General features: G+C 67.8%; 16 protein-coding genes. 5 read left to right on the top strand and 11 right to left on the bottom strand.

Going from position 1 to position 13373, the window contains the following annotated elements; all coding sequences use genetic code 11:
• Positions 1–45 precede the first annotated feature (45 nt).
• Positions 46–1800, top strand: coding sequence for a fatty acyl-AMP ligase (locus GQR91_RS09755; protein ID WP_112383427.1), 1755 nt, complete (start codon positions 46–48; stop codon positions 1798–1800).
• 42 nt (positions 1801–1842) lie between these two features.
• Here GQR91_RS09755 and GQR91_RS09750 read toward each other — a convergent pair whose 3' ends face one another.
• The 7 genes from GQR91_RS09750 to GQR91_RS09720 form a co-directional block, all read right to left on the bottom strand.
• A complete protein-coding gene (locus GQR91_RS09750) occupies positions 1843–2193 on the bottom strand; it encodes a DUF3140 domain-containing protein (protein ID WP_112383426.1) in 351 nt (116 codons plus the stop codon).
• 38 nt (positions 2194–2231) lie between these two features.
• Positions 2232–2663 (bottom strand): MAPEG family protein, encoded by a 432-nt coding sequence (locus tag GQR91_RS09745; RefSeq protein ID WP_149681892.1) that lies wholly within the window; start codon positions 2661–2663, stop codon positions 2232–2234.
• Complete coding sequence (locus GQR91_RS09740) at positions 2660–3910, bottom strand: Xaa-Pro dipeptidase (protein ID WP_149681893.1); 1251 nt, start codon at positions 3908–3910, stop codon at positions 2660–2662. The genes GQR91_RS09745 and GQR91_RS09740 overlap by 4 nt, the downstream gene beginning before the upstream one ends.
• A gap of 142 nt (positions 3911–4052) precedes the next feature.
• Positions 4053–5465 carry a dihydrolipoyl dehydrogenase gene (gene lpdA, locus GQR91_RS09735; protein WP_149681894.1) on the bottom strand — a complete coding sequence of 471 codons (1413 nt, stop codon included), beginning with the start codon at positions 5463–5465 and terminating at the stop codon, positions 4053–4055.
• Positions 5466–5539: 74 nt separating this feature from the next.
• Entirely contained in the window at positions 5540–5938 is a 399-nt protein-coding gene (locus tag GQR91_RS09730; protein ID WP_149681895.1) for an acyl-CoA thioesterase, read from the bottom strand.
• Positions 5935–6135 (bottom strand): hypothetical protein, encoded by a 201-nt coding sequence (locus GQR91_RS09725; protein WP_149681896.1) that lies wholly within the window; start codon positions 6133–6135, stop codon positions 5935–5937. Before GQR91_RS09725 ends, GQR91_RS09730 begins: the two co-directional genes overlap by 4 nt.
• A gap of 10 nt (positions 6136–6145) precedes the next feature.
• Positions 6146–7516, bottom strand: coding sequence for a pyruvate dehydrogenase complex dihydrolipoamide acetyltransferase (locus GQR91_RS09720; protein ID WP_149681897.1), 1371 nt, complete (start codon positions 7514–7516; stop codon positions 6146–6148).
• Positions 7517–7645: 129 nt separating this feature from the next.
• On the opposite strand from GQR91_RS09720, the gene GQR91_RS09715 reads away from it, so the two are divergent.
• Positions 7646–8101 (top strand): universal stress protein, encoded by a 456-nt coding sequence (locus GQR91_RS09715; protein ID WP_112383419.1) that lies wholly within the window; start codon positions 7646–7648, stop codon positions 8099–8101.
• Between the two features lie 57 nt (positions 8102–8158).
• Positions 8159–9436, top strand: coding sequence for a M20/M25/M40 family metallo-hydrolase (locus GQR91_RS09710; RefSeq protein WP_149681898.1), 1278 nt, complete (start codon positions 8159–8161; stop codon positions 9434–9436).
• Positions 9437–9476: 40 nt separating this feature from the next.
• Here the strand turns inward: GQR91_RS09710 and GQR91_RS09705 are convergent, their stop codons facing one another.
• Both GQR91_RS09705 and GQR91_RS09700 read right to left on the bottom strand, forming a co-directional pair.
• A complete protein-coding gene (locus GQR91_RS09705; protein ID WP_149681899.1) occupies positions 9477–10523 on the bottom strand; it encodes an RcnB family protein in 1047 nt (348 codons plus the stop codon).
• Between the two features lie 124 nt (positions 10524–10647).
• A complete protein-coding gene (locus GQR91_RS09700) occupies positions 10648–11130 on the bottom strand; it encodes a GAF domain-containing protein (protein ID WP_149681900.1) in 483 nt (160 codons plus the stop codon).
• A gap of 153 nt (positions 11131–11283) precedes the next feature.
• On the opposite strand from GQR91_RS09700, the gene GQR91_RS09695 reads away from it, so the two are divergent.
• Positions 11284–11457, top strand: a complete 174-nt coding sequence (locus GQR91_RS09695; RefSeq protein WP_160146753.1) for a hypothetical protein — start codon at positions 11284–11286, stop codon at positions 11455–11457.
• 5 nt (positions 11458–11462) lie between these two features.
• Here the strand turns inward: GQR91_RS09695 and arfB are convergent, their stop codons facing one another.
• Both arfB and GQR91_RS09685 read right to left on the bottom strand, forming a co-directional pair.
• Positions 11463–11888 carry an alternative ribosome rescue aminoacyl-tRNA hydrolase ArfB gene (gene arfB, locus GQR91_RS09690; RefSeq protein WP_112383415.1) on the bottom strand — a complete coding sequence of 142 codons (426 nt, stop codon included), beginning with the start codon at positions 11886–11888 and terminating at the stop codon, positions 11463–11465.
• Positions 11889–11895: 7 nt separating this feature from the next.
• A complete protein-coding gene (locus GQR91_RS09685) occupies positions 11896–12537 on the bottom strand; it encodes an RluA family pseudouridine synthase (RefSeq protein WP_149681901.1) in 642 nt (213 codons plus the stop codon).
• 51 nt (positions 12538–12588) lie between these two features.
• Here GQR91_RS09685 and GQR91_RS09680 point away from each other — a divergent pair, with 51 nt between their 5' ends.
• Complete coding sequence (locus GQR91_RS09680) at positions 12589–13347, top strand: M15 family metallopeptidase (RefSeq protein WP_235903940.1); 759 nt, start codon at positions 12589–12591, stop codon at positions 13345–13347.
• Positions 13348–13373: the final 26 nt, after the last annotated feature.

Below are 13373 nucleotides of genomic sequence, written 5' to 3'. Positions count from 1 at the left end.
AGACCTGCAATCAGGCGGGCGCAGCAAGGAACGAAGGCAAGGGACATGAGCAACCAGCACCATCAGGACGACGCCGGCGCGCCCGTCGCGACGCCGACCGAGGATGCGCTGCCGCGCCGTTTCGCCGACTTCGAAACGCTGGGCGAGGCACTGGATTACGCGGCCGAGGGTAACCGCGGCCTTAATTTCCACGACGCGCGCGGTACGCTGCTGCGTCCCTATCCCTTTGCCCAGCTCCGCCTGGATGCGCTGGACTATGCCCGCCGGCTGATCGCCGCCGGGATCAGGCCCGAGGATCGGATCGCGATCGTCGCCGAGACGGGTGCCGAGTTCGCCGCCCTGTTCTTCGGTGTGGTCTATGCCGGTGCGTGGCCGGTGCCGCTGCCCCTGCCCACCTCGTTCGGCGGCCGTGGCTCTTATATCGAACAACTCCGCGTCCAGCTTTCCTCCTGCGATCCGCGGATGCTGATCTATCCGCCCGAGCTGGCACCGATGGCGGGCGAAGCCGCTGCGCTCGCCGGGGTCGAGGGAATCGACTGGTCCGAATTCGCCACCCGTCCCGCGCCCGACGCGCCGCTGCCCAGCGCGGATGCGGAGGCGATCGCCTATCTGCAATATTCCAGCGGCTCGACCCGCTTCCCGCACGGTGTGGCGATCACCCACCGGGCGCTGCTCAACAACCTCGCCGCCCATGCACACGGCATGGCGCTGATCGGCACCGATCGCTGCATCTCTTGGCTGCCCTGGTATCACGACATGGGGCTGGTCGGCTGTTTCCTGTCGCCGGTCGCCAACCAGGTTTCGACCGATTATCTGAAGACCGAGGATTTCGCCCGCCGCCCGCTCGCCTGGCTCGACCTCATCACCCGCAACACCGGCACTTCGATCAGCTATTCGCCGACCTTCGGCTACGACATCTGCGCCCGCCGCATGTCCAGCCAGACCAAGGCCGCCGACCGCTTCGACCTGTCGCGCTGGCGCCTTGCCGGCAACGGCGCGGACATGATCCGGCCGGACGTGATGCAGAGCTTCGTCGATGCCTTTGCCGATGCCGGCTTCCCCGCCACCGCCTTCCTGCCCTCCTACGGTCTGGCCGAGGCGACGCTGGCCGTCTCGATCATGCCGCCGGGCGAGGGCATCCGCGTCGAACTGGTCGAGGAAACGCAGCTTTCCGGCGCCGCCAATGACGAGCGCCGTCCGCAGCGTTTCCGTGCCATCGTCAATTGCGGCAAGCCGGTGCGCGATATGAAGGTCGAGATCCGCGAGGAAGACGGCACGCCGCTTCCCGAGGGCGCGATCGGCAAGGTCTGGTGTTCGGGCCCGTCCGTGATGGTAGGCTATTTCCGTGATCCGGAGGCGACCGCGGCCTGCATGGTCGATGGCTGGCTCGACACCGGCGACATGGGCTATATGTCCAACGGCTATATCTACATTGTCGGCCGCGCCAAGGACATGATCATCGTCAACGGCCGCAATCACTGGCCGCAGGACATCGAATGGGCGGTGGAGCAACTGCCTGGCTTCAAGGCCGGCGACATCGCCGCCTTTGCGATCACCACGCCCGGCGGCGAGGAAACGCCCGCCGTCCTCGTCCAGTGCCGCAGTTCCGACGAAGCCGAGCGCCTGCGCCTGCGCGAGGAAATTCGCGAGCGCGTCCGTGCGGTTACCGGCATGAACTGCGTGATCGAACTGATCCCGCCTCGCACCCTGCCCCGCACCTCCTCGGGCAAGCTCAGCCGCGCCAAGGCTCGCAACCTTTATCTGGCCGGCGAGATCAAGCCCTACGACGTCGCCGCCTGATCCTTATCTGCTCCCCTCCCCTGCGGGGGAGGGGTTACGGCCCTACCCCTTCAGCGGATCGTGCCCCCAGTTCATCAGCGAATAGCGCCACGGTGAGTGTTCCTTGTCGTCCGCCGGGCCACCCTGTTTCAGGTGGCGGTGCACATAACCGACCACCTTCTTCATGTGCGCATAATCGTCGTCGGTCAGATCGGCCTTCTTCTTGCGCTTGATCTCCACGATCCGCTTGCCCGACTTGTGGCCGACGCTCTCGCCCGCGCCGTCGCCATCCTCGCCCTTCCAGCCGACCTCCTTCGACTCGTCGGTATCCAGAAACTTCTCCAGCTCGGCGGGCGTCATGTTCACCGCTTCGCCGAAATCCTTCCAGATCGTCTCGTGATCGTCCGCCATCATCAAACTCCTTTGACGATGGGAAAACGCCGAGGTCGCGATCAGGGTTGCGACAGCATCACGTCGATCGCAAAGCCGATCCACATCGCCAGCAATACCGCCACCGACATCAGGAACAGGCGGAAGCGCCGGATGGTCGAACCCGTGACATGCGCATGGCTGTGCAGCGCACGCAGCACGACATAGATCCACCCCAGCAATACCTGCGCGACGCCGCCCTGCCCGGTGATCAGCAGCAGCGGCACCAGCGCGTAGAACAGCACCGGCATCTCGAACAGATTGCGCAGATTGTCCGCCGGCAGCGCGACCGCGGCGAAATAGCGGGTTGCCGCCTCGCCGCTGGCGAAATCCTCCCGGCGCGGCGGCGTCGCCTTCATGTGGCGCAGCCGTGCGCCCAGCAGCACGAACGTCATCACGAAGGTCAGCGCGACCAGCCCGATCACCGGCCCCAGCATGGTCAGCAACATCCTCATTTCGCGCGCACACCCCCCTTGATCACCGCGACCGGCCGTTCCAGCACCCGCACATCGGCCAGCGGATCGCCGGCCACCGCCACCAGATCGCCCCAGCGCCCGACCGCGATCGCACCCACGTCGTCACGCGCCAGGGCGGCGGCGGCGTTGGTGGTGGCGGCGCGGATCGCCTCGATCGGGGTCATCCCCCATTCCACCATCTTGGCGAATTGCAGCGCGTTCTGCCCCGCCGGAAAGACCGCGCCATTGTCGGTGCCGAAGATCATCTTCACGCCCGCACGGTGCGCATTGCGAAACGTCTCGCGCTGCTTGCGTCCGATCGCGCGCTCCTTGGCGAGGCTTTCCTCATGCACGCCGTTCTTCGCGCCCTCGGCCAGGATATAATCGTCGTCATAGATATCCATCGAGAACCAGGCGCCCTTCTCCTTGGCCAGTCGGAAGGACTCCGCATCGGCCAGGCTGGCATGCTCGATCGTATCGATCCCGGCGCGCAGCGCGTCGTTGATGCCGGCGGTGCCATGCGCATGCGCGGCGACCTTCATGCCCAGCATGTGCGCCTCGTCCGCCACCGCCTTCATTTCGTCCAGGCTCATCTGCTGCGCACCCGGCGCATCGCGCTTGGACAGCACGCCGCCCGTGGCACAGATCTTGATCGCCTCCGCCCCGTATTTGCGCATCACCCGCACCAGCCGGCGATAGGCATCGGGCCCGTCCGCCACCGCCGGATTGGGCACGTCCTGAAAACTGGGCGGCAGGCTCTCCGTCCCGTCGCAATGCCCGCCCGTGGCCCCCAGCGCATAGCCCGACGGCACGATCCGCGGCCCCGGCACATAGCCGCGCTCGATCGCCTGTTTCAGGCCGACATCGTTGTAATTCTCCGCGCCGACATTGCGCACCGTGGTAAAGCCCGCCTCCAGCATCGACTTCGCATTTGCCACCCCCACCGCGGCCCAGAAGCTGTCGGTATATTCAAGGCGGCGATATCCGCTGATCCGCGCATCGGCATCCAGATGGACATGCATGTCGATCAGGCCGGGCAGGATCGTCACGTCGCCCAGATCGATCCGCTTCGCATCCGCCGGCACCACGCCGCCGATCGCGGTGATCCGCCCATCGGTGATGGTGATGACCGGCTTCGTCGTCACGCGCCCACGCTCCACATCCAGCATCCGCGCCGCGGTGACCACCACCGTCTCCGCCGTCGCCGGCGTGGCAAGAAAAAGCGCGGCAAGGATCGCTAGTCGCATCGGGGCTCCGACAAGAAAGGAGGGAAAACACGGTGGAAAAAGGAAGGATTGCAGAAAGACCGCGCCCGGAACAGCGCCCCGCACACAAAAAAGGGGCGGAAAGCACGACGCTTCCCGCCCCCGCCGCTGCATGTGCGCCGGCTTAGATGTGGATGGCCCGCCCATAGGCGGACAGGACCGATTCGTGCATCGATTCGGAGATGGTCGGGTGCGCGAACACCGTTTCCATCAACTCCGCCTCGGTCGTCTCCAGCTGGCGGGCGACGACATAGCCCTGGATCATCTCGGTCACTTCCGCGCCCACCATGTGCGCACCCAGCAATTCGCCGGTCTTGGCGTCGAACACGGTCTTCACGAAACCTTCCGCCTCGCCCAGCGCGATCGCCTTGCCGTTGCCGATGAAGGGGAACTTGCCCACCTTCACGCTGTAGCCCGCTTCCTTGGCCTTGGCTTCGGTCAGGCCGACGCTGGCCACCTGCGGGCGCGAATAGGTGCAGCCCGGGATGTTGCCCTTGTCCATCGCATGCGGGTGCACGTCCTTGTTGCCCAGCGCCTGCGCGATCGCCTCGGCCGCGATCACGCCCTCATGGCTCGCCTTGTGCGCCAGCCACGGTGCGCCGGTCACGTCGCCGATCGCCCAGATGCCGTCGACGTTCGTGCGGCCATAGCCGTCGGTATCGATATGCCCCCGCTCGGTCTTCACGCCCAGCGTCTCCAGGCCGATATTCTCCGTGTTTGGCACGATGCCGATCGCGACGATCGCATGGCTGAACTCGGTCGTCTCGACCTTGCCGTCCGCGGTCTTGATCGACGCCTTGACGCCCGATCCGGTCGCTTCCAGCTTTTCCAGCCCGGCCTTGATCTTCAGCGTCATGCCGAACTTGGTCAGTTGCTTGGCCATGAACTCGCTGACTTCGGCATCCTCGACGGGCAGGATGCGGTCCATCATTTCCACGACCGTCACGTCCGCGCCCATGTCGTTGTAGAAGCTGGCGAACTCGATGCCGATCGCGCCCGATCCGATGACCAGCAGCTTGGTCGGCATTTCTTCCGGCACCATCGCATGGCGATAGGTCCAGACGCGCTTGCCGTCCGCCTTGGCAAAGGGCAGGTCGCGGGCGCGCGCGCCGGTGGCGACGATGATGTGCTTCGCTTCCAGTTCGACGGTCTTGTCGCCCTGGCGGACGGAAAGCTTGCCCTTCCCCGTCAGCGTGCCGACGCCCTCGTGCACCGTCACCTTGTTCTTCTTCATCAGGCCCTTGACGCCGGCATTGAGCTGGCCCGCGACCTTGCGGCTGCGGTCTACCACCTTGCTCAGGTCGAACGAAGGCTTCTCCGCGGACAGGCCGTACTGCGCGGCGTGCGTCATGTAGTGATAGACTTCGGCCGAACGGAGCAGCGCCTTGGTCGGGATACAACCCCAGTTGAGGCAGATGCCGCCCAGCCGCTCGCGCTCGACGATCGCGACCTTGAGCCCGAGCTGCGCGGCCCGGATCGCCGCAACATAGCCGCCCGGACCGGAGCCGAGGACGATAAGGTCGTAAGTGTCAGCCACGTTGATCTTCCTTATGATCGCTCGGCCCCCCGAGCGGATGCAGATGGCGGCGGGCTCGCGCCCGCCCTATTCTATCAGGCGGCCATCGGCGGCACGCGCCGCGGCTGGCGATCCTCGCCCATTGCGACGAAGACGAAGCGCGCCTGCGTCACCATGAAGGCTTCTTCCTTGTGCCGGCTGCGGCGCCACGCCTCGACGTCGATCGTCATCGAGGTGGAGCCCGTCGCCACCAGCGTGGCATAGACCGACACCTCGTCGCCGACGATCACCGGGCGGTGGAACTTCATGCCCTCCGCCGCGACCGTGACGGCGCGGCCGCCCGAATGGCGCGACGCGACCGAGCCTGCGGCCAGGTCCATCTGGCCCATCAGCCAGCCGCCGAAGATATCGCCATAAGGGTTGGCGTCGGCCGGCATCGCGGTGACGCGGATCGTCGGCGCACCATCGGGCAGGACGCCCGGCAGGCTGCTCATGCCCGCACCCCGCGATCGATCGCGCGGGCACGGCGCAGCGGGCCGATGCCCATCGCGATCGTCGCCACCATCGCCGCCGCGCCGCACCACCAGATCACCTCGCGACCCAGCGGATAGGCCCAGGCGCCGGCCCAGGTCATGGCCAGTGCCACGACCAGGCCGGCAACGATGTAGAACAATTCGATCGCGCTACGCATCGTTCAGGCGTCAGGCGAGCATGCCGAGCGGGTTCTCGACCAGCTCCTTGAACACCTTCATCAACTCCGCGCCATCCGCGCCGTCGATCGCGCGGTGGTCGAAGCTGCCGGTGGCCGACATCACGCTCGCCACGCCCAGTTCGCCGTCGATGATATAGGGGCGCTTCTCGCCCGCACCGATCGCCAGGATCATGCCCTGCGGCGGATTGATGACCGCCTCGAACTGCTTGATGCCGAACATGCCCATGTTCGAGATCGACGCAGTGCCGCCCTGGAATTCCTCCGGCTTCAGCTTGTTGTCGCGCGCGCGCCCGGCCAGATCCTTCATCTTGGTCGAGATGGACGACAGCGAGCGGGTGTCCGCCTCGGTCACGATCGGGGTGATCAGGCCGGCGGGCGTCGACACCGCGACCGAGATGTCGGCGCGGTGGAAGGTGATGAGCTGGTCCGGCGTGAACATGACGTTGCACTTCGGCACCGCCATCAGCGACACGCCCAGCGCCTTTACCAGCATGTCGTTGACCGACAGCTTGACGCCGCGCGATTCCAGGCTGGCGTTCAGCTCGCCACGCAAGCGCAGCAGCTTGTCCAGGCGGATGTCCACCGTCAGGTAGATGTGCGGCACCTGCTGCTTCGACTCAGTCAGGCGGCGGGCGATCGTCTTGCGCATGTTCGACAGCTTGGTCGCCTCATGCGGGATGTCCGGGATCTGCGCAGGCTTGGGTGCGGCCGCCGGCGCTTCGGCTGCGGGCGCGGCGGCGGGTGCCGACGCCGACGGGGCGCTCTTGGTCTGCGCACCGGGCTTTGCACCCTCGACATCGGCCTTCACGATCCGGCCGTTCGGACCCGAGCCGGCGATCGCCGACAGTTCCAGCCCCTTGTCGGCGGCGATGCGGCGGGCCAGCGGGCTGGCCTTCACCCGGTCGCCCGACGACGAAGCACCACCGGATGCGGGCTTGGCGGCGCCGGCATCGGCGGGGCGGCCATGATCCTCGGCCTCTTCCTTGGTGCGCTCGACCGGTTTGGCCTCGCTGCCCGTCTTGTTGGGATCGCTGGGGTCGGGGCGGCCCTTGAACTCGGCATCGGTAGGCTCTGGCGTTTCGGCCTTTTTCGGCGCCTCGACGGACGCTGCATCCTCGCCTTCCTCGGCCAGGATGGCGATCACCGCGCCGACCTTCACATTGTCGGTGCCCTCGGCGACCAGGATCTTGGCGATCACACCCTCATCGACCGCCTCGAACTCCATCGTGGCCTTGTCGGTCTCGATCTCGGCCATGATATCGCCGGACTTCACCGTATCGCCTTCCTTGACGAGCCATTTGGCCAGCGTGCCTTCCTCCATCGTCGGGGACAAAGCAGGCATCTTGATCTCGATCGACATGGAGGTCCTCTCGGGGAAAACGAATTCCGTAGCGGCCCCGTCTCTCGCGCCCCAAGCCGTCAGGGTCAAGTCACGGCCTTGCGCGAAAAGGGTGAAGGCGCCATCCACAGGCCAAACAAGGGGAATGGCATGCGCATCTATCTGGTCGTGGTGGACGATACGCCCGAGGCGGAAATCGCGCTGCGCTTTGCCGCGCGCCGTGCGGTGAAGACGAACGGCGGCGTCGAGATCCTCACCCTGCTTCCCCCGCAGGAGTTCATCGCCTTTGGCGGCGTCCAGGCCACGATCGAGGAGGAGGCCCGCCACCATGCCGAGGCGCTGGTGCAGGGTGCGGCCGGCACGCTGTTCGAGGAATCGGGCCTGCGCCCCTCGATCACCGTGCGCGAAGGCGAGGGCCCCAAGGTCATCCGCGAGATGATCGCGGGTAATCCCGAAATCGCCGCGCTGGTGCTGGGCGCGGCGGCCAGCGGCGCACCCGGCACGCTGGTGGCGCATTTTTCCGGTACCGATGCCGGCGCGCTGCCCGTCCCTGTCATGATCATCCCCGGCTCGCTCAGCCTGGAGGCGATCGACCGGCTGAGCTGACAATCTCTTTGACGGAGATTGTTGCCACGTCTCTCGCACCTTGGCACGGTCGCCCGCATGATTGCTGCCCTGCTTCTCGCCGCCGCGGCGCCTGCCGCCCCCGCCCCGTCCGTTCCCCGGCTGAAGGCCAGCGTCGCCGCCCTGGTCGGCTTCGGCACGCGTCACACCCTGTCGACCACCACCGATCCCAAACGCGGCATCGGCGCCGCGCGCGACTGGGCCGCGGCACAGTTTCAGGAGATCGGCGCCACCTGCGGCGGCTGCATCACCGTGGAGCGGATCAATCGCTCCTTCACCGGCCCGCGGGCGCCCAACGGGGTGATGGTGGAGGACGTGCTGGGCATCCAGCGCGGTCGCGATCCTAACCGCGTCGTGATCGTCGGCGCGCATATCGACAGCCGCGTCACCGACGTGATGAACTTCACCGACGATGCACCCGGCGCCAATGACGATGCCTCCGGCGTCGCCCTGGTGCTGGAGGCGGCGCGCCTGCTGGCCGGCAGGCAGTTCGATGCGACGATCGTCTATGCGGTCTTTTCCGGCGAGGAACAGGGTCTGTGGGGCGCGACGCTGCTGGCCGAAACCGCCAAGCCGCGCGGCTGGCAGGTGTCGGCGATGCTCAACAACGATATCGTCGGCAACACGATGGGCCAGGGCGGCAAGCGCGAGGCGCGCTGGGTGCGCGTCTTTTCCGAAGGCATCCGCTCGTCCGAGGATCTGGCGCAGCAACAGCGCCGCCGGTCGGAGGGTGGCGAGGATGACGGCCCCAGCCGCGCGCTGGCCAAGGCGATCGACGGCATCGCCGACGGGCTCGGCCCGCGCGGGGTCGACGTGTTTCTCGATCGCCGCCCGGATCGGTTCGGGCGCGGCGGCGATCACGAACCGTTCCTGAAGCTCGGCTATCCTGCGATCCGCTTCTCGGTCGCCAACGAGGATTGGGACGCGCAGCATCAGGATCTGCGTACCGAGGCGGGCACCGCCTATGGCGACACGATCGACAAGATGGACTTTCCCTATCTGGCCAAGGTCACCGCGGTGAACGTCGCCACGGTGCAGCGCCTTGCCGCGGCCCCCGCGGCGCCGGCAAGTGCCTCGATCGCCGGTGCCCTGTCGCGCGACACGACGGTGAAATGGGCCGCGGTTCCCGGTGCGGTCCGCTACCGCGTCCATTGGCGCCGCAACGACACGCAGGACTGGAGCCAGTCGCGCGAAGTGACCGAAACCGAAACCGTGCTGACGCAGGTGCCGGTCGACGATCACTTCGTCGGCGTCTCCGCGATCGGCGCGGACGGCGCGGAAAGCCTGGTCACCTTCGCGGGCCGCGAGGGACGATAGCGCCACCGGCCCGTTCCCGTCGGGGAACGGGCAGCGTCGTTCAGCGGCGCAGCAGCTTCGTCTTGCGCCGGACCACCTTGCGCGGTGAGTAGCGCACCCGGTCCTCATACACCTCGGTGGTCGTGGTGGTGACCACCGGTGCACTCTGCACCACCACCGTCGTCGTGGTCGTGCCCGGATAATAATAGCCACCGGCCGGATATCCGCCCGCGGTGGTGGTCGTCACCGTGGTACGCCCGTCGGGCGAGACCCAGGGCGCACCGCCCTGCACCGTCGTCACCGCCGGGGCGACCGGGGGCGGGGGCGGCGGATAGCCGTCGTCATAATAGGGGTCGTATCCCGGGCCGTCATCGTCGGCATAACCGGGCCCGTAATCGGGGGCGACCAGATAGTCATATCCCGGTTCCGCCCGGCGTCCCCGGCCGCGCGAACGCGAGCGGTCGATCGCATAACCGCCCGCCGCGCCGACCCCTGCCCCGATCAGCGTCCCGCCCAGCCGGTTGCCCCGTCCGGCAATCACATTGCCGGCAACACCACCCGCCACCGCACCGATGGCAGCACCCGTCAGGCCGTCACCGTCGCGGCGATCGTCGCGCGCGAACTGTTCGCGCCGGCGTTCGCCCATCCAGTCGACGTCGCCCACCATGTCATAGACCGTGCCACGATCGTCGATCAGCACCGCATCGTCATAATAGCGCGCCCAGCGGCGCCCCCGGCCGGGCGTGTCGAGCCCATAGTCGCGCCAGTCGTTGACCGTGAACCGCGGCGATACCCAATAGGGTGGCAAGGCGACGCCGCGCACCGGGCGACGATAGGCGTTCCAGCCCCCCGGCGCATTCGCGCCGCCCCACCAGCGGCCATCCACCATGCTGCCCCAGCGCGCGGCGGTCGGCCGGGCGGCGGCAGGGAGCGGCGCCGGGCGGTGGCTGGCGTTCGGCCGGTTTGCGGGCGGCAGGGCCGCAGGCGGTTGGGGTGCCGGCACATTCGCACCCGGCGGCGGATAGCTCGCGCCCGGTGCCCGCTGGGCCTGTGCCCCGCCACTGATCGCCGTGATGATACCCGCGCCTGCGAGCAGCAGCGTCCGCATGGTCGCCTGTCTCCCTGTTGTCAGCCCCGCCAACGCGGCAGCCGGTTTACAGGTTGCTTACCATGCCCCTGCGTAAGCCGAGAAGCGCCCGCCGCCGTCCCGATTTGGGCCGCGCGATACGCCTTCAGCCAAGCCGGGGAGCCAGCAGCGCCATCAGCGCCTCGCACCCCTGCTGGTCCTCCGCGTCGAAACGGTCGGGCACCGGGCTGTCGAGGTCGAGCACCCCCAGCACGCGGCCGTCGACGACGATCGGCACCACCAGCTCCGACCGGCTCGCCGCATCGCATGCGATATGTCCCGGAAAGGCATGGACATCGGCGACGCGCTGCGTCTCCCCGCTTGCCGCCGCCGCGCCGCACACGCCTTTGCCCAGCGGGATGCGGATGCAGGCCGCCTTGCCCTGGAATGGCCCCAGCACCAGTTCGCCCTCCACCATCCGGTAGAAACCGGACCAGTTCAGCGCGGGCAGATATTGCCAGATCAGCGCGGCAGCATTCGCCATGTTGGCGATCGCGTCGCGCTCTCCCGCGGTCAGCGCGTCGAGCGCGGCGTGCAGGTCACGGTAAAGCTCCGCCTTGGAGCCGGCGGCGATATCGAACTGGAACATGCGCCGCCATGTAGGCCGGCCCCGGCACGATGCAAACCGCCCCTCCCGCCTCATTGCCTCATCTGTTTGCAACAAAAGGATAAGTTCGGGGATTTTTCCGGATGCACGGCGCTGGCATCTTGGTACAGCTTGGCGTCGATGGGAGAGTTCGCAATGCCAGACACGGTGCCATTGGCCGCCGCCGCCGAACCGCCGGCCCCCGTGGCGCCGCCGGACGGGTTCTGCCCCGCCGACTGGTATGAACGCCATCAGGCGCCGTTCCGCGCCGGCATCCTGGTTCGGCAGGATCGGTCGCCACGCCTGCTGGAACAATTGCCGCCCGCCTGACGGCCTCAATCCAGCCGCGGCTTGCCGCGTCCCGCCTTGACCGTGCTGCGCCCCTTCTTGGCGTCCACCCGCCGCGTCTGCGACGCACGGGTCGGCTTGGTCGGGCGGCGCTTCTTCTGAACAAAGGTCGCGTCGCGGATCAGCGCCAGCAACCGCTCGCGCACCTCTTCCCGGTTCATGTGCTGCGACCGGCTCGATTCGCCGCGCAGGATCAGCACGCCCTCCCGCGTCATCCGCGATCCCGCCAGTTCGATCAGCCGCCGCTTCACCATGTCGGGCAGGTTGGGCGAACCGGCGACGTCGAAGCGCAGCACCACCGCCGAATCGGTGGTGTTCACATGCTGCCCCCCGGCGCCTCCCGAACGCGTCGCCGTCTCGACCAGTTCGTCGCTGTCGATGGAGATGGAGCGGGTAACGGGAATGGCGACCATCGGGCAGCTATGCGGCGAAGGTTCCGAAGCGTTCGGGCACCGGCGCGCTCGCCACGATCGGGTCCTTGGCCCCGCGGCCGATCTTCAGGTCCGCGGCGTGGAGCAGCATGCCGGCCGCATCCGCGCGCCCATATACCGGATCGCCGACCACCGCGACGCCCAGCCCCGCGGCGGCATGGACGCGGATCTGGTGCGTCCGCCCCGTCTCCGGCCGGAACTCCACCAGCGTGCGCCCGCCCTCCTGCCGGATCGCGCGCCAGCCCGAGCGGGCCGCCTTGCCGTTCGTATCCGGGACCATCCGCCATCCGGTTTCGCGCGTGGAAACCTTGGCGAGTGCGAGGTCGATCACGCCCTCCCCCTCGACCAGCCCGTCCAGCACCGCCAGATAGCGCTTTTCGACCAGCCCGCCCTCGAACGCCTGCTGGAAGCGCGCATGCGCCTTGGGATTGCGCGACAGGAGCAGGCAGCCACTGGTGTCGCGGTCCAGACGGTGCACCGGCTGCGGCCAGCGCTGGAAGCCGAAGCGAAGCGAATCCAGATGGTTTTCCAGACTGATGGCGCCATCGCGCGGCGGATCGACGGGCAGCCCGGCGGGCTTGTCGATCACCAGCGCTTCGCCGTCGATAAAGAGTACTCGGTCACCATGCATGATGCCGCTCCCTTGCCACCGAGTGCGCGCACATGCCAGAGCCGGTGGATTATGATGCTGCGAATGCTGCCCTTCCTGTCGCTTCTTCTCGCCCCCGGCCTGGCCGCGGCGCAGATTTGCGAGGGCACCGGGCTGAAGCCGTCCGCCGATGGCCGCGTGCTGGGCCATTTCCCCTATGGCGACGTGTCGCGCGACGAACTAGTGGAAGCGCCCGCGGGGTTCGCCCTTGGCCAGCGCTGCATGATCCGGCGCGACATGCTGCCCGATCTCCAGCGGCTGATCGCCGCCGCGGCGGGCGATCCGGCGGTCATGGGGTCGCTGCGCGGCCTGTCCTGTCACCGCGCGATCATCCGGCAGGGCAATGTCTTCTGCCGCGAACAACCGGGCGATGCATCGTCGCGCGCGATCTCCGTCGCGCCGCCGGGGCATAGCGAGCACACGACGGGCTATGCGATCGACTTCGCCGTCCGCCCTTCGCCCAACTGCCCAGATGCCGAAGCCTGCATGGCCGCGACGCCGGCCTTTCGCTGGCTGATGGCGAACGGCCCGAAATACGGCTTCGAACTGAGCTTCCCCGCCGCCAACAAGCAGCGGGTGAAGTGGGAGCCGTGGCATTGGCGCTGGGTCGGCGCCAGCGCCACCGCGCCGGGCGCCGCCCGTGCCCGCTTCATCTTCGCCAAGGCGCGGGCGGCCTTTCCGGCCAATCCCGCGGTGGCGGACCTGGTCAAGGTGACCGTGTCCGCCCAGCCGCCCATTCCCGCGGCACCGCCTGCGCCGGAGCCCAGGAAAGGCAAGCGCAAGCGGAAGTAGCGGCACGCCATACACCCCCTCCCCGG

Source organism: Sphingomonas carotinifaciens (assembly GCF_009789535.1).
GTDB lineage: Bacteria > Pseudomonadota > Alphaproteobacteria > Sphingomonadales > Sphingomonadaceae > Sphingomonas > Sphingomonas carotinifaciens.
The sequence above is the reverse complement of the archived record's forward strand: the minus strand, read 5'-3'. Positions and strand labels throughout refer to the sequence as shown.